This is a genomic window from Deltaproteobacteria bacterium, from assembly GCA_026388415.1.
Lineage (GTDB): Bacteria > Desulfobacterota > Syntrophia > Syntrophales > JACQWR01 > JAPLJV01.
The window spans coordinates 42354-62394 of sequence record JAPLJV010000040.1 but is presented as its reverse complement, the minus strand read 5'-3'; the positions used below and the strand labels follow the sequence as shown (position 1 = coordinate 62394).

The following is a 20041-nucleotide window of genomic DNA, read 5'->3' as shown; positions in this document are numbered from 1 at the left end:
AAAAGAAATGGCCGACCGGATAGAGATAGGGGTTAAAGCAGGCATCAGGGGCGCCCTGGGGGAAAAGATCAGGCGCCGGATCATCGAACACTTGGGCATCCATGTGGATGCCGTGCAGACCATTGAGGTCTATACCATTGATTCCGGGCTGACCGGCGTCGCTGCCCTGACCGAAGCTGAACTGCGCGCCGCGGCAAGCGGCCCCTTCTCCGACCCCATCATTCAGGAATTTGCTATCAACCGCCCCCTGGCCGGACGTTTTGACTGGCTGATTGAGGTCGGTTTCCGTCCCGGCGTGACCGATAATGTGGGGAAAACGGCCCGTGAAGCCCTGGGCCTGCTTTGGGGGAGAAAACCGGCCGCGACGCCTCCCGTCTATACCTCCCGGCAATACCTGATCACGGGGTCCATCGTCCGAACGGAAGCGGAAACGATCGCCACGAGCCTGCTGGCCAATGAACTCATCGAACACTATCAAATCAGCGATGGGCGCGACTGGAACACGGAGCAGGGATTGCCTCCCTACGTGCCCCGCGTCACGGGCAGCGATCGTCCCCATACGGAAGAGATTGATCTTGACGTGGATAACTTGACGCTCCTCAAGATCAGCAACGAGCGCGTATTGGCCCTCAACCTCTCGGAATTGAAGATCATCCGCGATTACCTGCAGTCGGAGGATATACGGCAGGCTAGAGCCGGCGTCGGCCTGGGCAACAGGATTACCGATGCCGAACTGGAATGCCTGGCCCAGACCTGGTCCGAGCACTGTAAACACAAGATATTCAACAGCTTGATCACCTACGAGGATGGCGAAGGCCACCGGGAGCTGATTGACTCCCTGTTCACGAGCTGCATCAAGCGCTCTACGCAGGAAATAAGGGCGCGCCGCGGCAAAAATGACTGGTGTCTTTCGGTATTCAGTGACAATGCCGGCATCATAAAATTCGACGATGACTACAACCTTGTATTCAAGGTGGAAACTCACAATTCCCCTTCGGCCCTGGACCCTTACGGCGGCGCCTTGACCGGCATCGTCGGCGTCAACCGGGACCCCTTCGGCACGGGTCTGGGGGCCAAACTGATTTTCAATACCGATGTTTTCTGCTTTGCGCCGCCCGATTATGCGCAGCCGCTGCCGCCGCGCCTGCTCCATCCCCGGCGGATATATGAAGGTGTGCGCGAGGGGGTCGAACACGGAGGCAATAAAAGCGGCATCCCCACGGTAAATGGCTGTATTGTCTTTGACGAGCGTTACTTAGGCAAACCTCTGGTTTATTGCGGCACGGGAGGCATCATGCCCGCGCGCCTCCACGGGGAGCCGACCCACGGCAAACAGATCCTGCCCGGCGACTTGATCGTCATGACAGGCGGACGCATTGGCAAGGACGGCATCCACGGCGCCACCTTCTCATCGGAAGAGCTGCACGCCGGCTCGCCTGTGACTGCCGTCCAGATCGGCGACCCGATCACCCAGAAAAAGATGACCGATTTCCTGCTCGTCGCCCGGGACCGCGGGCTTTATCGCGGTCTGACGGACAACGGCGCCGGTGGCCTGTCCTCCTCCGTGGGCGAGACGGCGCAGCTCGCCGGCGGCTGCGACATAGACCTGAAAATGGCCCCCCTGAAATATCCCGGTTTGAATCCCTGGGAAATTCTTATCTCTGAATCGCAGGAACGGATGACCGTGGCCGTAGATCCACTCCAGGCAGAAGATTTTCTTGCCCTGGCGGTGAAGATGGGCGTGGAAGCAACGGTGCTCGGTAAATACACGGATTCAGGAATATTCCATGTGCGTTACGGCGAAGAGATGGTGGTCTATTTATCCATGGATTTCCTCCATGCCGGACTGCCCCAGCTTGAGTTGCAGGCCCGCTGGTCGCCGCCGCACTATGAGGAACCGTCTTTCCCGCCCACCCAGGATTTGGGAGACGCCTTAAAGCAATTGCTGGCGCGGTTGAATATCTGCAGCAAGGAGGCGGTTGTCCGGCAGTACGATCATGAGGTGCAGGGGGGGAGCGTGATCAAGCCGCTTGTGGGCGCCGCCAATGACGGCCCATCGGACGCCGCCGTGATCCGGCCGCTCCTTGATTCCTTCGCCGGGGTGGTGATCGCCAACGGCATCTGCCCGCGTTACGGCGATATTGACACCTATCACATGGCGGCTTGCGCCATTGATGAGGCAGTACGAAACGCCGTGGCCGTAGGTTGCCCCCCGGACCGGATCGCGGGCTTGGACAACTTCTGCTGGTGCGACCCGGTGCAGTCGGAAAAGACGCCCGACGGTTATTACAAGCTGGCCCAGCTCGTCCGCGCCAACAAGGCCCTCTACGACGTTACAACGGCCTATGACGTGCCCTGCATCTCGGGCAAGGACAGCATGAAAAACGATTACCAGATCGGGGACCGCAAGATTTCCATTCCGCCGACCCTCCTTTTTTCCGTCATCGGCAAGATGGAGGATGTGAGGCAGGCGGTGACGATGGATGTCAAGGAGGCCGGTCACCTTGTTTATGTCCTGGGCGAGACGGCCGCGGAACTGGGCGCCTCGGAGTGGTACGCGCTCCACGGTTTTATCGGCCGGAATGTGCCCAGGGTGAACGTAACAAAGGCGCGAAAGCTTTACGAGGCCCTGCACCGGGCCATTATGGCCGGGTATGTGGCCTCCTGTCATGACTGTTCGGACGGAGGCCTGGGCGTGGCGCTGGCCGAGGCGGCCTTTGCGGGCGGTCTCGGGATGATGATTGACCTGGTCCGTGTGCCGGCAGCAGGGATTGACCGCGACGACACGCTGCTCTTTTCCGAATCCCAGAGCCGCTTCGTGGTCACCATCGCTCCGGAAAACAAGGAGAATTTCGAGTCAATGCTGGCCGGCTGTGTAGCGGCCCACGTAGGTGCGGTGCTCGTTGAGGGACAGCTCCTTATCAATGGCCTCCAGGGCGGCCGGATTATCGCCGCCGACTTGGACGAACTGAAGGCGGCCTGGCAGAAACCGCTGAATTTCTAACAGAGGGGAAAGAATGTCCAAGAAGGTCAAGGCCGTCGTCATAACAGGGAACGGCACTAACTGCGAGATGGAAATGGCGCATGCCTGTCGTTTGGCCGGCGCCGACGCAGTGGATATCGTCCATCTGAGCGCCCTGTTGTATGGAGAAAAAACACTGGATGCTTACCATTTCCTCAATCTGCCAGGCGGCTTTCTCGACGGGGACGATCTCGGGTCCGCCAAGGCGGGGGCCAACCGGATTCAGCATGCTGGCATTCATGGCCGGCAGGAAAAGCTCTACGAGCAATTCGCCGGCTTTATCCGGCAGGGCAAGCTGATTCTTGGCGTCTGCAACGGGTTTCAGCTTCTCGTCAAACTCGGGATGCTGCCGGCCATCGGGGGGAGATACGACGAGCAGCAGGTGACGCTGACCGTGAATGATTCCGGCCGCTTTGAAGACCGCTGGGTATATCTGCGCAGCAACGCGGCTTCACCGTGCATCTTTACGCAAGGCCTCCCGGGCATCTACTTGCCGGTGCGCCACGGCGAAGGAAAACTTATCCCCCGGGATGAACAAACACTCCAGGCAATTTCCCGGAAAGGGCTGATCGCCCTGCAATACAGCCAGGCGGATTATGGGGCGGCCACCATGGATTATCCGGCCAATCCTAACGGTTCGGTAGCCGGTATTGCGGGCCTTTGCGATGAAACGGGACGGATTTTCGGTCTCATGCCGCACCCGGAGGCCTACCTGCACTATACCAACCACCCCCGCTGGACGCGGGAAAAATTGCCCCAGGATGGTATGGGGCTCGCCATTTTTAAGAATGCCGTTGATTTTGTGAAGAATTCTCTTTTGTCAAGCTAAGGAGGAGTCATGTGTCTGCCAGCAATTACGGACCATCTCATCACGGACGGGCGATTCGGAGATGCCCTTTTCGAACTGATCAAACGCACGTCGAGCGAACTGCCGGCGGATGTGGAAAAGGCCCTGTCGCAAGCCCGCCTGACGGAGGAACCGGGTTCCCCCGCCGAGCTTATTTTTGGCGTCTTTCTGGAAAATATCAAAGCCGCCCGGTCGGCGCATACCCCTCTGTGCCAGGATACGGGCCTGCCCCTCTTCTTTATCCGCCATCCCCGGCAGGTCTCCACTGCCATTATCGGCCGGATTATCCGTGACACGGTCCGCCGGGCGACCGAAGAACAACTCCTGCGGCATAACGCTGTTGATCCCGTAACCGGGGTCAACAGCGGCAACAACCTCGGCGACGGCTTCCCGGCCCTGTACTTTACGGAAACTGAGGAGCAAGCCATTGAAGTTTCCCTCCTACTCAAGGGCGGCGGCAGTGAAAATGTCAGTACCCAGTACAGCCTGCCCTACGCCGCTCTGAAAGCCGGTCGGGATCTGAAAGGGGTGCGCCTGGTGGCGCTGGAGGCGGTGGCCAAGGCGGCCGGCATGGGCTGCCCCCCCGGGATACTCGGTATCTGCATCGGCGGTGACCGCGGCGGTGGGTATGGGGAGGCCAAACGCCAGCTTCTGCGCCCTGTAGGCGACATCAATCCCGATCCTGTCCTTGCGGAGATGGAGGCGTCGTTGCTCCGGGAAGCCAATCTGCTCGGCATCGGTCCGCTCGGATTAGGCGGGAAGACGACCCTGCTCGGGGTTAAGATCGGTAAACTGCACCGTCTCCCGGCGAGTTTTTTTGTTACCATAAGCTACATGTGCTGGGAATGCCGCCGCCGGACCTTGAGCTGGAAGCTGGACGGCGCCTGCGAAATTTCGGCATGAGGGAGGAAAAATGAAAGAACTGAAAACTCCTGTTTCCCAGGAAGAAATCCGGCAGTTGCGCGCCGGTGATGCGGTGCGAATTTCGGGCCTGGCCCTGACGGGGAGGGATACGGCCCTCAAATACATGGTGGAAACCCTGATTGAAGGCCCCCAGCCTTTGACAACAGAAGATGAGCAGATCTACGGGGAACTGCGGGAGGTGCTCGCAGGCGGGGCAATGTATCACAGCGGCCCCATCGTCAAAAAGGAAAACGGCCGTTGGTCTTTTGTCTCGGCCGGCCCCACCACCAGCGGTCGCGCCGAACTTTACCAGGACAAGGTTATCGGCGCCTTCGGTTTGCGTGTGGTCATCGGCAAGGGGGGGATGGGGCCACGCACCCTGGCCGCCTGTCAGCAGCACGGGGCCGTTTACCTGCACGCCATTGGCGGCGCCGGCGTTTACAACGCTGCCCGGATCACAGAGGTGCTGGACGTCTTCAAAGAAAAGGAATTCGGTCTGCCGGAAGCGATGTGGAAGATCCGCCTGGACGGACTGATGGGCATTGTCACGATGGACGCCCACGGACGGAGCCTGCACCGGGAACTGGCAGCCACCTGGGACGAACGCCTGGCCGGCCTGACGGATGCACAATATAAGAAGATTTGACACTGACGAGGTCGTCAATAGTCGTCACACCGGTGAAAACCGGTGTCCAGTATTTTTGTAACACGTTGAAATATCTGGATTCCGGTGTTTCCCCGTCAAGCGAGGACTGAAAAGAGCACCGGAATGACGATTTTTGGGAATTTTCGACTTTTGACGAAATCGTCAACCTTGATTCTTTTTTCTTGCTTACCACGGAGATCATGCCCTGGGATTTCATCGCGACGAGGGTCAGCAAAGGGGGGGGATTTTAGCGGGAAAATGATCGGCGCCATCGTTAATATGTTAATCATATCATAATATTAAGTCAGTTCCGCGCGCCGCTGATTTCCGCCGTTAGCCCTTTTGAACACACATTTGAGGGGGAATAAATGGAAGATATAATACAAGAGCTAAAGACTCCGGCAGTTTGTTTGCAGCTTGCAAAGAATGTTCGTGACAATAATCCTGATCTTGCACAAAAAGCTCGACGACGAGCAGTTGAACTCCGTGCTATTTCCCATGGAAGCAATAGCGGGGTTGAGCTTGAATTGTTTAAGTCAGTTTATGCATACGAGGAATTTTTGTATGAGAAGCACAAGAAACATCTACGTGCAGCTTATACGTGGCGGATGATTAAAAATGATGGAATCATTCGTGCGGCAGAAAAGGCGGTGAATAGAAAAATTGACCCGGCTGGTTATAAAGCGCTTGTGAAAATGGGCATGCACGATCTAACATTTGAAGCCGTTATTATTCGCCACCCCGATGCATTTAATGAAGAGGTTGTATCGCGTGCCAAGGCACGCTTGGAAGAACTATCAGGCATGCATACCACCAGTCCAATGAATGTTTCGCTGTCTGGCTTTGACAGGCATTTGCAGCGGCTGTCAAAAAGTGGCTCTGTGCACAAGAACACTGCTGGACGCAAAGATAAATATGAGGACAAGGTAAGAGAGATATTGGCAAATGCTGAGAATTATCACGATACCTACTACAAAGCTGAGATTTTTAGTGGTCCGAGTCTCTATTTTCATCAGCGCGCGTTAGCAACACGAAATCCACCGGTGTCATCTACTCATTTAGAATACGTTTACGCAACACTTGCCTCCTGGGGGATGCATAGAATGGGTAGTAGTGGACCTAAAATGCAAAGCTTTCACACTTTCTTCCAGAGTGTCGAACCCCTGAACAACGGGATTGCCCAGGCGCAGGGATTTGATTTTCACGAAATGACCGATATGAAATGGGCGGTCTTAAAGGAAATTTTTCTAGGCATTAAGGTAATGGCAAGCGGGACAAGCATTGTTGGGCATTCTAAGGTCATGCATCACATGTTACCCAATGTCATTCCGCCCATCGATCGCGAATACACTCTTTGGTTTTTACATGGCAGTACAAACATAAAGAATGATTTGGAGAGCGAATGGCTCCTCATGAAAGAAATTATATCACAATTTTTTATCCCAGTTGCCTCCGATACGACATTTTCTTCGAAGGCAGAACAATGGATGAAGAGAAATGAGGATTACCCTTGGGACACCTCAGTTCTAAAAGTAGTGGACAATCTCGTTATTGGTTCAAAAAAATGATTGTGCTAACAAGCGCCTGGACGTAGACGGGCTAAAAACCGCGCCCGCTGGTCAGGCGTAGCGTTGGGCACCCCCACTATAACAATTTTGTTGACAAAGTGTAGCCATACGGCTACAACATTTTCATGATCGAAATTCGTAAAACCGAACATTTCGCTGAGTGGATCGACAGTCTGCAAGATATCCGTACACGTGCACGCATTCAGGCAAGAATTGAGAGACTGGCTGCAGGTAATCCTGGGGATGTTAAGCCTGTGGGTGAAGGAGTTTCGGAGATGCGTATTGATCATGGTCCCGGCTATCGGGTTTATTTCATACAGCGTGAGCGATCGGTGATAATCTTGCTGGCTGGTGGCGATAAAAGCACGCAAGCCAGAGATATAAAAACTGCACTTCGCTTGGCACGAAATTTATAGGAGTTGAATATGGCAAAAACTGTTACAACAAAATATGAGGTCTCCGAGCACCTTCGCACTCCTCAAGAAATGGCCGCTTACCTGGAAATGTGCATTGAAGAAGCGAATGGTGATGCAGCGTTTATTACAAAAGCATTGGGGGACATCGCAAGGGCAAGAGGTATGTCTCAGGTGGCACGAGATGCCGGTTTGTCTCGGGAAAGTCTGTATAAGGCTCTCTCCGGTGAAAGAAGTCCAGGCTTCGATACCATCCTTAAAGTAATAAATGCACTAGGTTTGAAGTTGCACACAGAAGCAGCCCGCACAACGGAATAATCAGCCCAACAAAGGCAATCCAGCCGATCGTTGCGCTCCGGCAGATTTTTGCGTATGAGGAATTATTATCTTGACACAGAAAGGCGACTTCAATATTATCCGATGAAATCCGAGGTGGGTACTGTTTTCTTGTAACTGATATTCATAACTAGGCGTTGATGGAGGAGGGACCATGATTAACAAAGTTTTGAGTATACTTATTTGTCTTGTGTTTCTTGGCGTATTACCGGCGTACGCAGCAGAACCGTACCCGTCAAAAGTGGTTACCATCGTCGTGCCGTTCACTGCCGGCGGCCCGACGGACACAGTGGCCCGTCTGCTTAGCCGGTCCATGGGCGCAGCGCTCAAGACCCAGATCATTGTCGAGAATGTGGACGGCGCCGGAGGCACCATTGGGGCGGCGCGCGTGGCTAATGCTCCCCCGGACGGATATACGCTTTTTCTGCATCATATCGGCCATTCCACCGCCCCGTCCCTCTATCGGAAGCTGCCCTATAATCCCATTAGAGACTTCGAGCCCATTGGACTGATTAACGAGGTGCCGATGACGCTCGTCGCGAGGAAGGATTTTCCGGCCAAGGATCTCAAAGAGCTGATTGCCTATGTAAAGGCCAACAAGGAGAAGATCAATTTGGCCAATGCCGGACTGGGCGCTGTCTCGCACTTGTGCGGCATGCTTTTCATGACCGCTATCCAGACGGACTTGACCACCATTCCCTATAAAGGCACGGGTCCGGCCATGAATGATCTGCTCGGCGGCCAGGTGGACATCATGTGCGATCAGACCACCAACACCACCAGTCAGATAAAAGGTGGAAAAATCAAGGTTTATGGAGTGACGACCAGGAAGCGGGTACCGTCGCTGCCGGATGTGCCGACACTCGGTGAAGCCGGGTTGCCGAACTTTGAAATATCGGCGTGGCACGGTCTGTATGCGCCCAAGGGCACACCGAAGGCCATCATTGATACGCTGGCGAAGGCTCTGCAGGATTCGTTGAAGGATGCCACGGTAAAACAGCGCTTTGCCGAACTGGGCACCGAACCGGTGGCCGCAAATCGCGCTACTCCGGAAGCGCTCCGGGCGCATCTCAAGGCAGAAATTGACAAGTGGGCGCCGATCATCAAGAAAGCGGGCATCTACGCCGACTAATTAGTAAGTGAGAAATTATTTTTTCCGGAAAAAATAATTTTGTTAACTTACTTATCCCGTTTATCGGGGCCAGGGCTTGTTGCAGGAGAATGTCGTGACATCACACATACGCAATATCAAGGATTTCTGTACCGGTATCATTTACATTGCCTTTGGATCGGCCGTAATTTTCATCGGCCGTGATTATGGAATGGGCACCGGCACGAGGATGGGACCGGCCTACTTTCCGACGGTTCTCAGCCTGCTTTTGATCGTAATCGGGATTATTTCCATGATCCGATCGTTTATCCAGCCCGGCACTCCGATCAGCACCATAACATTCAAGGGACTTTTCCTCGTTATTGCTTCAGTATTGCTGTTTGGACTGATCGTTCGGGGCGCCGGGCTCATCATAGCGCTGCCCGTTTTGGTAATCGTCAGTTCTTATGCGAGCATTCAGTTCCGCTGGAAGCCGACACTGGCAGTGGCAATGGCGCTGACGTTCGGCTGCATTTTGATATTCCTGAAGGGCTTGGGAGTTCCGCTCCCAATATTGGGTTCGTGGTTTGGCGGATAATCTGGTCACTATTTAGAGAGGCATTATGGAACTCATTGCGAACCTCAGTTTAGGTTTTCAGACGGCCGCCACGGGCGCCAACTTGTTGTACTGCCTGGCAGGTGTTTTTCTCGGTACCCTGATCGGCGTTTTGCCCGGACTCGGACCGACGGCCACCATTGCCATGCTGCTCCCCGTTACCTTTGTCCTGCCGCCCGTCTCCGCCTTGATTATGCTGGCTGGCATCTACTACGGCTCCCAGTACGGTGGTTCCACTACCTCTATTCTGGTGAATGTCCCGGGCGAAGCGGCATCGGTGGTTACGACGCTCGACGGTTATCAGATGGCGCGTCAGGGACGGGCCGGTGTGGCCCTCACCGCGGCAGCCGTCGGTTCCTTTTTTGCCGGTACTGTTGCTACCTTCCTCATCGCCCTGTTTGCGCCGCCCCTTGCCGAAGTCGCACTGAAATTCGGCCCGGCGGATTATTTTTCGCTCATGGTCCTCGGACTGATGGCCGCCGTAGTGCTGGCTCAAGGTTCCCTGCTGCATGCCGTGGGCATGGTTATCATGGGCCTTCTGCTCGGGCTGGTGGGTACGGATGTCAATTCCGGCGTCCAGCGATTTACCTTCGGCATTATCGAGCTGGCTGATGGTATCGGTTTTGTCGTGGTTGCCATGGGCATGTTCGGTCTCGGCGAAATTATTCGCAATCTGGAAAACGAAGCAGGCCGCATGGGCGAGGTGACGAAGGTCACTTCCCTGATGCCAACCAAGGAGGACTGGAAACGCATGGTCTGGCCGATCCTGCGCGGAACTACGATCGGTTCGGCCCTGGGTATTCTGCCGGGCAGCGGCTCCATTCTCGGCGCCTTTGCCGCCTATTCTATTGACAAGAAGGTCTCGAAGCATCGAGCCGAATTCGGCAAGGGTGCCATCGAAGGCGTTGCCGCCCCGGAGTCGGCTAACAATGCCGGCGCCCAGACCTCCTTCATTCCTATGCTCACGCTCGGTATCCCGTCTAACCCCGTTATGGCGCTTATGGTAGGCGCCATGATCATTCAGGGCATCCAGCCCGGTCCATCAGTAATTACCGAGCAGCCGGCGCTGTTCTGGGGGATTATCGTCTCCATGTGGATCGGCAATCTTTTTCTGCTTGTCCTCAATCTGCCCATGATCGGCATGTGGGTGAAGATTATTACGATACCTTACCATTTCCTTTACCCGGCGATCCTCGTGTTTTGCGGGATCGGCGTGTTCAGCTTGAAGAATGCCCAGTTTGATATCTATTTCATGGCGCTTTTCGGCTTCCTGGGATATATATTTACCAAATTGGACTGCGAACCTGCCCCGCTGCTCCTGGCCTTCATCCTCGGCCCGCTGATGGAGGAGTATCTGCGCCGGGCCATGCTGCTCTCGCGCGGCGACCCGATGGTTTTTTTACAACGCCCCATCAGCTTGACCCTGCTTAGTCTTGCCGCTCTGGCGATAATTGCCGCCTGCATCCCCACCCTGGGGAAAAAACGCGAAGAGGTCTTTCGCGAAGAATGATGAGGGGATGCTAACCCCGATAAACGGGATAAGCCCCGCTGAGCGGGATAAGTGCGTTAACGAAATTGTTTACTGGTAAACAATTTCTAACTTGCTAATGCGTTCACGCATTTGCTTTCCGCGGTAAAGCAAATGCTAACTTACTAAAGGCGAAATCCCTGCTGACCGTAGCCAAGCTCCTGCCTGATCATCGTCACCTCGCCATTTTCTAGGTATTCATCAAAGCCCATCATCCGGTCTATAACTCCGGCCGGGGTGATCTCCACGATCCTGTCTGCCACCGTAGATACCAACTGTTGATCGTGGGAGGAGAAGAGCACCACCTCCGTGAAGGCGATCAGGCCATTGTTCAGGGCGGTGATGGACTCCAGGTCCAGGTGGTTGGTCGGCTCGTCGAGGATGAGGGCGTTCGCGCCCGTGAGCATCATCTTGGAAAGCATGCACCGGACCCTCTCGCCGCCGGAGAGGACAGATATCTTCTTCGTCGCCTCTTCCCCGGAAAAGAGCATCTTGCCGAGAAACCCCCGGGCGAAGGTCTGCCCCTCGGCCTCAGGGGAGAACTGGGCGAGCCACTCCACTAGGTTCAGGTCGTTGTCGAAAAAAGAACTGTTCTCTTTGGGGAAATAGGCGGGATTGATGGTTACCCCCCAGCGGAAGCTGCCGCTGTCCGGCGACATTTCCCCGGCCAGGATCTGAAAGAGGGTGGTCTTGGCTAGACTGTCCGCGCCGACAAAGGCAATCTTGTCTCCCTTGTTAACAATTAGCGAGAGGTCGTTCAAGACGGGAATCCCGCCGATTGCTTTGGAGAGTCCGTTTATCTCCAGAATGATGTCGCCGCAGGGCCGCTCGGGCTTGAAGACGATGAAGGGGTATTTTCGGGATGAGACCGGCATTTCCTCGATCGTGAGTTTCTCGAGAAGCCTTTTCCTGGAGGTGGCCTGTTTGGCCTTGGAGGCATTCGCGCTGAAACGCTGGATAAATTCCTTCAGTTCGTCGGCCTTGGCGGTGATCTTTTTGTTTTCGCTCAACTTTTGTTTCAGATGGAGCTGGCTCGCCTGGTACCAGAAATCGTAGTTGCCCACGAATACCTTGATCAGTCCGAAATCTATATCCGCCACATGCGTACAGACCTGGTTCAGGAAGTGGCGGTCGTGGGAGACAATAATGACGGTGTTCTGAAAGCGGGAGAGGAAATCCTCCAGCCAGGCGATGGATTTCAGGTCCAGATGATTGGTCGGCTCGTCCAGCAGGAGGATGTCCGGATTGCCGAAGAGGGCCTTGGCCAAAAGCACTCGCACCTTATCGCCCCCATCCAGTTCCTTCATCTTCTTTGGGCGCAGCTCCTCCGGAATACCGAGACCGCTCAACAGCACGGCCGCCTCGGATTCTGCTTCATAACCGTTTATCTCCCCGAATTCGGCCTCTATCTCGCCGCAGCGTATTCCGTCCTCCTCCGAGAACTCCGCCTGGGCGTAGATCGCCTCCCGCTCGGCCATCAGTTCGTAAAGCCGTGCGTGCCCCATAATAACGGTGTTGAATACGGTTTCCTCGTCGAAGGCAAACTGGTCCTGGCTCAGGACTGCTATCCTCTCTCCGGGACTGACCGAAATGGTACCCTGGTCCGGTTCGGTTTCGCCCGCCAGTATCTTGAGGAAAGTGGATTTGCCCGCGCCATTAGCGCCGATCAGTCCATAGCAGTTCCCCCGGATAAACTTTATGTTGACGTCTTTGAAGATAATCCTCTTGCCATAGGAGAGGGCAATGTCCGATGCGTTTATCATGTCTTGATCCCTTTATCGTAAAAACCCCCGGATCATCACCGGGGTTTCAGTGCGACTTTTTATTACCCTACCCACCCAGTGGGGACAATAAAAAAAGCCCCCCATTACAGGGAGCTTTTTTAATGAAAACGAAGGTCAGGTCTTACAGCTTGCGAACACTCTCCGCAGCCGGACCTTTGGGGCCGGCGACAACTTCGAAGCTGACCCGATCACCCTCGGCAAGCGACTTGAAGCCGTCTGCCTGGATTGCTGAATGATGCACGAATACGTCCTTGCCCCCGTCCTGCTCGATAAAGCCGAAACCCTTTGAATCATTAAACCACTTTACTGTTCCTTCTGACATCTTTACTACTCCTTTGTATTGGGTTCCTTGCGGGAACCATTTAAATGTTGCCGAACTATTCGGCTGGCAGCATGTTTGCGCAAACAAAAAAACCGCACCTTCCGAGAACGTGGATTGTGCGGTCCGATCTTTTCGTTATTCGTTAGCTACAAACATATACTGCACATCAACTGGGACACCCTAAATGATTTTTTATGGAAATGCAAGGTTTATTTTGCTTAATATTGTTTTTTTATTGTCTTGACATACATGGCACCTTAGCCTAATATCCCAGAAAAATAAATCGGGAGGATTAATATGGGCAATACATATACACACATCGGCGATATCTTAGCGAGAAATGCCAGAATGTACCCTGACGACGTAGCGCTTATAGAGCGCATACCCGCGGAGAAGAAAAGATCGGAAATTACCTGGAAGCAATTCGACGACCAGGCCAATCAGTTTGCCAATGTTCTTTTGAAAAAGGGCATCAAGAAAGGCGATAAAATAGTTCACTTCATGATGAACTCCATTGATTGGTTAGTGGCATATTTCGGTATTGTAAGAACGGGAGCTTGGGTTGTGCCGCTCAATTTCCGTTTTATGGCTGAAGACGTCAAGTATTGCTGTGACGTGGCAGAACCGAAAATTATCATTTTCGATCAAGAGTTTACCGACAGAATAACGGCCATCAATGCTCAACTCCCGACCGTGGAAGAATATATCTGTGTCGGCAATAAAATGCCCGATTATGCACAGGACTTTGCAAAACTTCGCGCCGGCGCACCGACGACACCGTTGAGCGTAGCAATCGGTCCCCAGGACGAATGCGGACTCTACTTCACATCCGGCACCACCGGGCAGCCCAAGCCAATCCTGCTCACCCACGACAACATGCTCTGGGCCTGCATCGTAGAAAATGCCCACCATAGACAAACCAGGCAGGACTGTTTTATCCTGATCCCACCGCTTTACCACACGGGCGCCAAGATGCACTGGTTCGGAAGTTTTATCGTCGCGGGCAAGGCGGTTATTCTCAAAGGCGTATCACCCGAATGGACCCTCGAAGCAGTTAGTGAAGAAGGAGGCACCATCGTTTGGCTGCTGGTGCCGTGGGCCCAGGATATACTCATGAAATTAGAGAACGGCGAGCTGAAGGCATCCAACTACAAATTGGATCAGTGGCGGCTCATGCACATCGGCGCCCAGCCCGTGCCGCCGTCCTTGATCAGACAATGGAAAGAGCGTTTCCCCGCCATGGATTACGATACCAATTACGGTCTCAGCGAGTCCACCGGCCCGGGATGTGTCCATCTCGGTCTGGGCAATGAACACAAGATCGGCGCTATCGGACTACCCGGTTTCAACTGGGAATTCAAGGTTGTGGACGAGTTTGGCCAGACATTGAAGCAGGAGGAGGTGGGAGAGCTGTGCGTACGCGGGCCGGGTATCATGAGAGAATACTATAAAAACCCGGAGGCGACAAAGAAAGCGCTAAGCTTTGACGGCTGGCTCTCTACGGGCGATATGGCACGCGCCGACGAAGACGGCTTTATCTGGCTCGTGGATCGCAAAAAAGACATCATCATTACGGGTGGAGAGAACGTCTTTCCCGTAGAGGTTGAAGATTTCTTCCATACCAACCCGAAAATCAAGGACGTGGCTGCCATCGGCCTTTCCGACGAACGTCTCGGTGAAATTGTCGCCGTGGTTATTGAAACGAAAACGGGCATGAGCCTGACCGAGGATGAGGTTCTTAAATTCGGTGCGGCGCTGCCCAAATACAAGCGCCCGAGAAAAGTATTCTTCGGACCAATCCCGAGGAACCCCACCGGCAAAATTGAAAAACCAAAGCTGCGCAAGCAGTATGCCGGTATTGCCGAAGCCTTCAAAATCTGAGCGGACAAACGCAACAGTTCTTCCGTTTCAGGCCCTAAACAAAAAGGGGCGCCGGTGCTTTCTCCGGCGCCCCTTTTACCTTTTACCCTTTCTTTATCCCTTACCCCATAAGCAGATTCGGAAGCCAGAGCGCCAGTTGCGGGAAGATGAAAAGCAGAGCCGCGCAAACGACGAGACTGATTAAAAAGGGATAGACCCCGGCGTAAATCACGCCAAAAGGAACCTTGGTGATCTTGTTGACCACAAAGACGTTAATGGCAACAGGCGGGACTACTACCCCGACCATGACCGTGATGGCGATGATCATGCCGAACCAGATGGGATCAAAGCCGAGCTTGATGATACACGGATAGAAGATCGGGGTGGCAAGAATCATGAAAGCCAGATCATCAATAAATGAACCGCCGATTAGATAGATAATGCTGATAATAATCATGATTATGTAGCGATTCAGGGCCAGCGCACCTACCCAGTCCGCGGCGATCATGGGAATCCTGGTCACGGCCAGAAAGTGCCCCAGGACGGCTGAGCCCGCGATGAGCATCAGGACCATGCACGCGGTGCGCAAAGATTCCGCCACCGACGTGATGTAGCCCTTCAATTTTATGTCCCGCTTGGCAAACGATAATATGAGCACAAAAAAAGTCCCCACGCTGCCCGCTTCCGTGGGAGTGAATAATCCCGACATCAGCCCCCCGACCATAAACAGGAAAATGGCCACCACCCAGGCAATCTCGGGCAAGGCAAGGAGGCGCTCTTTCCATGTGGATTTTTCGCCTTTTGGGCCGAGGGCCGGATCAATTTTGCACCAGATATAGATGATGCAGATGAAAAAGAAGGCAATCATCAATCCCGGTATCAATCCGGCCAGAAAGAGCTTGCCGATGGACTGCTCGGTAATGATGCCGAAGACGATCAGCGTAACGCTGGGCGGGATGAGAATACCCAGCGTTCCCACTACGGCGACGATGCCGGTGGAGAGCTTCTTGCCATATCCGTAGCGATCCATTTCCGGCACGGCCACCACGGCAAACGTTGCCGCCGTAGCCGGGGAAGATCCGCAAATGGCCTTGAAGGCCGTGGCGCCGGCCACCGTTGCCATAGCCAGCCCGCCGGGAATATGTCCAATGAATTTGTAGGAGGCATTGAATAACCGGCGGGCAATGCCGGCATTAAAAGCGACTTGGCCCATGAGCACAAAGAGGGGAATAACCGTAAATCCGTAAGAGGAAAAGACATCGAAAATATCCTTGGCCAAAAGATTGGAGGCGGCGCTGAAAGATACGATATAACCGAATCCCAGGAAACCGATTAGGGCCATAGCAAATCCCAACTCGATGCCCGTGAGAAAAAGCAGCAATATTATCGCCAGACCCGCAAGGCCGATGGTTACCTCATTCATATTCGCCTCCCAGTATCTTGTAGATGTCGCCGACCATGACCAGACACTCCATAAAGCAGCACAGGCCCACTCCGTAGGCAATCGGGTAAAAGGGGAGCCGCAGAGTGGTCGTGACTTCACCCGATTGGAAAAGATCCATGCCGTATTTCATGAGGTTCCAACCGATCAGCAGGAATAACACGATGACGACGCATCTGGTGGTCAGGTTAATGATGTTCTGGACTGGCTTGGAAAATTTCAAAACCAGAAAGTCAACGAAGATATGCCCTCTCATCCAGGAGGTGATTGGCAGGGAAAAGCCGATGACAATGGCGCCGGCATAAGCCACCATTTCATAGGTGCCGCGAACAGGCATCTTGCAAAACCTTAAGACTACGTCAGCAATGGTCAAGAGCATGAGAAATGTCAGGCTGATCCCGGCGATAACATTCAGCAAACTACATATTCCCTTGATAACGTTGATGAATCCTTTCATGAGGCGCTCCTAAATTATATGTTTCTTATATTACCCCTCAATTCTCCATCCTATTTCTGCAGTTGCAGCAGGCGATCCTGGCAGAATTTCAAAGCCTCCTTTGCCGGCAGACCCTTGGCCGTCTTTTCTTTTACATATTCTTCAAACATGGGCTGTACCGCCTTGATCCATCTGGCTTCTTCCGTTTTGGAAAGCGTGGTAATTTTGCCGCCCTGCTTCTGGTAAAAATCATAGCCGGACTTGTCTATATCATCCCAGGCCTGTCCGGTCTTGACAATCCACTCCTCATTGATCTTTTCGATGATTTTCCGGATCTCGGGAGTCAGCGCATTCCATTTGCTTTTATTCATCGCCACAAAGAATGAGATGTTATAGGCCGTACCGAAGTTCTGAGTCGTATATTTTACGACTTCACCGATTTTCCATCCCTGCAGCGTCTCCACAGGGCACGCCACACCTTCGGCCACGCCTCTGCTGATGGCATCGTAAGTTTCACCCATGGGCATACCCACGGCTGTGGCGCCGAGGTGACTTACAAGCTTGCCGGTGGTGCCGGTGGCCCGGATCTTCATGCCCTTGAGGTCCTCAAGTGTGGCGATAGCTTTGGATTTGTTATGGATGATTCCGGGGCCATGGGCGTGCAGGTACATTATCTGCACTTCTTCCAACTCTTTAGGCTTGAATTTGTTGTAATAATCATTAACCATGCGGGTGGCCGTAGCGGCGGTCTTGGATCCCATGGGCAGGTCGAGGACCTCCGTCAGAGGAAACTTGCCCATCGTATAAGAAAATACCGAGCTACCGATGTCCGAAATACCTTTAACCACGCCATCGTAGCACTTGTCGGCCGGGGTCAGCGTACCACCGTAAAACATCGTGACCACAACCTCTCCCTTGGTCCTTTTCTCGATCTCTTTACCCCATTCCGTAGCCAATACGCTATTTTTGTGAGGTGCAGGGAAGAATATTGAGTAATTGAGCTTTGTTACTGCAAAGGCCGTTGTGGAAAATAAAATGCCTACCATTACTGCAACGAGAGTGAAAGGCACCATCTTAAAGTGTTTCATTTTTTTCTCCTTTGTTAAAGGTTAAAGTTTATCCATGAACAATTTACGACATGGAAGCTATTATGTGGCTATTTTTAGCTCAACGGCGCGCCGATGTCAAGAAATAATCAAGCACCTTCTTCAAGGATGACGTTTTACTGTTTTCAGGAAGAAGCATGTACGGCTCTATGAGGGATACGGCGCCAATGACCACATTGAAACCGATAAACCTCTTATGATTGTGACCGGTTCCGGCCAGAGAAGCGGCCAAGCAGGAAGTCATCCGGCAATATTATCGAAGCGGGATTGAGGCGCCTGGGCGTCAATCTCACCAGTGGACTCAATATTTCCACCAGGGACCTTTTCCTGGCCTGACAGTCTTATCAAATTCCCGTATGCTCATCCTTTCGTCTCGGCTTCCACATCCTGCTCGAAGTCGGCCCAAGCGCCGATATCCTGTCCTTCTGCACGCCATAAGCCGGGGTAGAGTTCCCGGAACGTGGTGAACATACTTTCGATCGGTGTATCGGCAAACTCTCCCCGGTAATGGATGTACTCCATGTGCCGATTGCCCGCCGCATCAAAGGAATGGAAGAGCGAGTCCGATCGTCCGTCGAACTCCAGGGGAAGAAGGTTGAACTTCCGGCAGAGCTGGATATTGAACGCCGGCGTGGCCCTGACCCACCGCCCCTCAAGGTAGAGCGAGGTGTATCCATGCCAGTAGAAGATATCTGTCCGCATCATCTGTCGCATGCGCTCCGTGGAAAGGTGGTTACGGACATCGGCAAAGCCGAGCCTCGCCGGGATACCCAGTGCGCGGCAGCAGGCCGCGAGCAGAATCGCCTTCGGAACGCACCAGGCACGTCCGGCTCTAAGGGTTTGGCTCGCCTCGAAGCTCTGTACCGATACAAAGAAAGTGTAGGGGTCGTATCGGATGCCATCGCGTATCGCGTAGTAGAGGCGGACTGCGGCTTCGACGTGATCGCTCGCCCCGGAGGCGTATTTCGCGGCGAATGATACTATATCAGGGTGGTTGGTTTCGACGGTGGGGGTAGCGGCCAGATAAATGGCGAGGCTGGAATCGGTTTCGGTTTGCTGGCCTTGAAATTCAGTCTCGGGTGTTTCTGCCATCGTGATTCCAATTATTCGTTTGTCCACGCCTATCTCTATTTGTTATCCATTGTTGGCTAGAAGGCAAGAATCGCTTCCCTTCGCCATCAAAATCCGTGCGATCTCAAAGCGCCTGCGAGCTGCTGCATAAAACAGGGCGCTTTGCTTATTGCCGTAAAGATAACGGACATCCGCTCCATGGTCAACCAAAACTTTTACGTTATCCAAAATATCTCACCCTTCGGTAACATTTTTCAATGAGGCAACTGGACGATGTCCGTATATCCATACCGAACAGTATTGGAAGTGTCTCCCATTTTTTACGAGTTGCATTACGCAATCAATAGATGTATAGTGTTTACAGAATGCAACAATAATTTTGGGAGGAATATGCGATGGCAACAGCCGTAAGGGTATCTGAAGGACTTGTCACTGAGGCCAGAAAATTTAGTCGAATTGACCACCGGTCCGTAGCAGGCCAGATTGATCATTGGGCTCGAATGGGTAAATGCGTCGAAGAGAATCCGGACCTGACCTATTTACTCATCAAGGAAATTCTGATCGGGCTTGGGGAATTGGAGCAAGGCGAAAAAACGGAATACAGATTTGGATAGGCGGCTATGACAACATACCAGTCAAACTCTTTCGCCCAGAAGGTAAAGAAGATGCTGAAACAGGAAAAAGAATTCCTGGATCAGGAGGTGCTAAAAATCTCTCAGAACCCTTCGCTTGGAGAAGAGAAGAAGGGAGACCTTGCGGGAGTATTCGTCCATAAGTTCAAGATAAATACCATGCAATATCTTCTTGCCTATCGAAAGGTCGGCCAAGACCTGGAGTTGGTTATGATTGGTCCCCACGAAAACTACTATCGGGATTTGAAGCAGTATCTGAAAAGCTGACAAAACCGGGACCGAGAAAGAAAGATACCGAGAATTAAGTTTACTGTCCGCGGGACTCCCGAAATGATTGAAGTCATAGTCGTTGCCGTGGGGATGAGAAAAAAACTCGATGCCTATTCAAAAGCCCAGAGGCGGACAAAGGGGTCATAAGGC

General features: G+C 53.3%; 20 protein-coding genes. 13 read left to right on the top strand and 7 right to left on the bottom strand.

The genetic code is table 11. The features are described 5' to 3' along the window. The first annotated feature begins 7 nt into the window (after positions 1–7). The 10 genes from NT140_08335 to NT140_08290 all read left to right on the top strand — a co-directional run bounded on the left by NT140_08335 (position 8) and on the right by NT140_08290 (position 10951). On the top strand, positions 8–3004 hold the full coding sequence (locus NT140_08335) for an AIR synthase-related protein (protein ID MCX5831879.1): 2997 nt from the start codon (positions 8–10) through the stop codon (positions 3002–3004). Positions 3005–3017: 13 nt separating this feature from the next. Beyond that, positions 3018–3851 (top strand): phosphoribosylformylglycinamidine synthase subunit PurQ, encoded by an 834-nt coding sequence (locus NT140_08330; protein ID MCX5831878.1) that lies wholly within the window; start codon positions 3018–3020, stop codon positions 3849–3851. Positions 3852–3860: 9 nt separating this feature from the next. Beyond that, positions 3861–4772: a fumarate hydratase gene (locus NT140_08325; GenBank protein ID MCX5831877.1), complete on the top strand. Its 912-nt coding sequence runs from the start codon at positions 3861–3863 to the stop codon at positions 4770–4772. 10 nt (positions 4773–4782) lie between these two features. Beyond that, on the top strand, positions 4783–5418 hold the full coding sequence (locus NT140_08320; GenBank protein MCX5831876.1) for a fumarate hydratase C-terminal domain-containing protein: 636 nt from the start codon (positions 4783–4785) through the stop codon (positions 5416–5418). A 368-nt stretch (positions 5419–5786) separates the two neighbouring features. After that, on the top strand, positions 5787–6986 hold the full coding sequence (locus NT140_08315) for a hypothetical protein (protein MCX5831875.1): 1200 nt from the start codon (positions 5787–5789) through the stop codon (positions 6984–6986). A 125-nt stretch (positions 6987–7111) separates the two neighbouring features. Further along, the gene (locus NT140_08310; GenBank protein ID MCX5831874.1) at positions 7112–7402 is read left to right on the top strand and encodes a type II toxin-antitoxin system RelE/ParE family toxin; all 291 of its coding nucleotides are present in this window, start codon (positions 7112–7114) and stop codon (positions 7400–7402) included. Positions 7403–7411: 9 nt separating this feature from the next. After that, positions 7412–7717 carry a putative addiction module antidote protein gene (locus tag NT140_08305; GenBank protein MCX5831873.1) on the top strand — a complete coding sequence of 102 codons (306 nt, stop codon included), beginning with the start codon at positions 7412–7414 and terminating at the stop codon, positions 7715–7717. 172 nt (positions 7718–7889) lie between these two features. Then, positions 7890–8867, top strand: a complete 978-nt coding sequence (locus tag NT140_08300) for a tripartite tricarboxylate transporter substrate binding protein BugD (protein ID MCX5831872.1) — start codon at positions 7890–7892, stop codon at positions 8865–8867. 94 nt (positions 8868–8961) lie between these two features. Continuing rightward, positions 8962–9423 carry a tripartite tricarboxylate transporter TctB family protein gene (locus tag NT140_08295; protein ID MCX5831871.1) on the top strand — a complete coding sequence of 154 codons (462 nt, stop codon included), beginning with the start codon at positions 8962–8964 and terminating at the stop codon, positions 9421–9423. Positions 9424–9448: 25 nt separating this feature from the next. After that, complete coding sequence (locus tag NT140_08290; GenBank protein MCX5831870.1) at positions 9449–10951, top strand: tripartite tricarboxylate transporter permease; 1503 nt, start codon at positions 9449–9451, stop codon at positions 10949–10951. A gap of 143 nt (positions 10952–11094) precedes the next feature. Here NT140_08290 and NT140_08285 read toward each other — a convergent pair whose 3' ends face one another. After that, positions 11095–12732 carry an ATP-binding cassette domain-containing protein gene (locus NT140_08285; GenBank protein ID MCX5831869.1) on the bottom strand — a complete coding sequence of 546 codons (1638 nt, stop codon included), beginning with the start codon at positions 12730–12732 and terminating at the stop codon, positions 11095–11097. A 142-nt stretch (positions 12733–12874) separates the two neighbouring features. Continuing rightward, on the bottom strand, positions 12875–13075 hold the full coding sequence (locus NT140_08280; protein ID MCX5831868.1) for a cold-shock protein: 201 nt from the start codon (positions 13073–13075) through the stop codon (positions 12875–12877). Positions 13076–13372: 297 nt separating this feature from the next. Here NT140_08280 and NT140_08275 point away from each other — a divergent pair, with 297 nt between their 5' ends. Further along, entirely contained in the window at positions 13373–14956 is a 1584-nt protein-coding gene (locus NT140_08275; GenBank protein MCX5831867.1) for a class I adenylate-forming enzyme family protein, read from the top strand. Positions 14957–15056: 100 nt separating this feature from the next. Here NT140_08275 and NT140_08270 read toward each other — a convergent pair whose 3' ends face one another. From NT140_08270 to NT140_08250, 5 genes are all read right to left on the bottom strand, one after another. Further along, complete coding sequence (locus tag NT140_08270) at positions 15057–16358, bottom strand: TRAP transporter large permease (protein MCX5831866.1); 1302 nt, start codon at positions 16356–16358, stop codon at positions 15057–15059. Then, positions 16351–16833, bottom strand: a complete 483-nt coding sequence (locus tag NT140_08265; protein ID MCX5831865.1) for a TRAP transporter small permease — start codon at positions 16831–16833, stop codon at positions 16351–16353. Before NT140_08265 ends, NT140_08270 begins: the two co-directional genes overlap by 8 nt. Before the next feature lie 50 nt (positions 16834–16883). Beyond that, positions 16884–17900, bottom strand: a complete 1017-nt coding sequence (locus NT140_08260) for a TRAP transporter substrate-binding protein (GenBank protein MCX5831864.1) — start codon at positions 17898–17900, stop codon at positions 16884–16886. A gap of 378 nt (positions 17901–18278) precedes the next feature. Next, positions 18279–19037, bottom strand: coding sequence for a transglutaminase family protein (locus NT140_08255; protein ID MCX5831863.1), 759 nt, complete (start codon positions 19035–19037; stop codon positions 18279–18281). A 15-nt stretch (positions 19038–19052) separates the two neighbouring features. Continuing rightward, the gene (locus tag NT140_08250) at positions 19053–19217 is read right to left on the bottom strand and encodes an ankyrin repeat domain-containing protein (protein MCX5831862.1); all 165 of its coding nucleotides are present in this window, start codon (positions 19215–19217) and stop codon (positions 19053–19055) included. A 167-nt stretch (positions 19218–19384) separates the two neighbouring features. On the opposite strand from NT140_08250, the gene NT140_08245 reads away from it, so the two are divergent. Together NT140_08245 and NT140_08240 are read left to right on the top strand one after the other, a co-directional pair. After that, a complete protein-coding gene (locus tag NT140_08245; protein MCX5831861.1) occupies positions 19385–19603 on the top strand; it encodes a hypothetical protein in 219 nt (72 codons plus the stop codon). A gap of 6 nt (positions 19604–19609) precedes the next feature. Further along, positions 19610–19888 (top strand): type II toxin-antitoxin system RelE/ParE family toxin, encoded by a 279-nt coding sequence (locus NT140_08240; protein MCX5831860.1) that lies wholly within the window; start codon positions 19610–19612, stop codon positions 19886–19888. The last annotated feature ends 153 nt before the right edge of the window (positions 19889–20041 follow it).

Bases quoted from the DNA above. Each gene is read 5' to 3' on its own strand.
- NT140_08305 (MCX5831873.1), top strand. From the start codon at position 7,412: ATGGCAAAAACTGTTACAACAAAATATGAGGTCTCCGAGCACCTTCGC.
- NT140_08260 (MCX5831864.1), bottom strand. From the start codon at position 17,900: ATGAAACACTTTAAGATGGTGCCTTTCACTCTCGTTGCAGTAATGGTA.
- NT140_08240 (MCX5831860.1), top strand. From the start codon at position 19,610: ATGACAACATACCAGTCAAACTCTTTCGCCCAGAAGGTAAAGAAGATG.
- NT140_08335 (MCX5831879.1), top strand. From the start codon at position 8: ATGGCCGACCGGATAGAGATAGGGGTTAAAGCAGGCATCAGGGGCGCC.
- NT140_08315 (MCX5831875.1), top strand. From the start codon at position 5,787: ATGGAAGATATAATACAAGAGCTAAAGACTCCGGCAGTTTGTTTGCAG.
- NT140_08265 (MCX5831865.1), bottom strand. From the start codon at position 16,833: ATGAAAGGATTCATCAACGTTATCAAGGGAATATGTAGTTTGCTGAAT.
- NT140_08280 (MCX5831868.1), bottom strand. From the start codon at position 13,075: ATGTCAGAAGGAACAGTAAAGTGGTTTAATGATTCAAAGGGTTTCGGC.
- NT140_08325 (MCX5831877.1), top strand. From the start codon at position 3,861: ATGTGTCTGCCAGCAATTACGGACCATCTCATCACGGACGGGCGATTC.
- NT140_08320 (MCX5831876.1), top strand. From the start codon at position 4,783: ATGAAAGAACTGAAAACTCCTGTTTCCCAGGAAGAAATCCGGCAGTTG.
- NT140_08285 (MCX5831869.1), bottom strand. From the start codon at position 12,732: ATGATAAACGCATCGGACATTGCCCTCTCCTATGGCAAGAGGATTATC.
- NT140_08270 (MCX5831866.1), bottom strand. From the start codon at position 16,358: ATGAATGAGGTAACCATCGGCCTTGCGGGTCTGGCGATAATATTGCTG.
- NT140_08300 (MCX5831872.1), top strand. From the start codon at position 7,890: ATGATTAACAAAGTTTTGAGTATACTTATTTGTCTTGTGTTTCTTGGC.
- NT140_08290 (MCX5831870.1), top strand. From the start codon at position 9,449: ATGGAACTCATTGCGAACCTCAGTTTAGGTTTTCAGACGGCCGCCACG.
- NT140_08245 (MCX5831861.1), top strand. From the start codon at position 19,385: ATGGCAACAGCCGTAAGGGTATCTGAAGGACTTGTCACTGAGGCCAGA.
- NT140_08330 (MCX5831878.1), top strand. From the start codon at position 3,018: ATGTCCAAGAAGGTCAAGGCCGTCGTCATAACAGGGAACGGCACTAAC.
- NT140_08275 (MCX5831867.1), top strand. From the start codon at position 13,373: ATGGGCAATACATATACACACATCGGCGATATCTTAGCGAGAAATGCC.
- NT140_08310 (MCX5831874.1), top strand. From the start codon at position 7,112: ATGATCGAAATTCGTAAAACCGAACATTTCGCTGAGTGGATCGACAGT.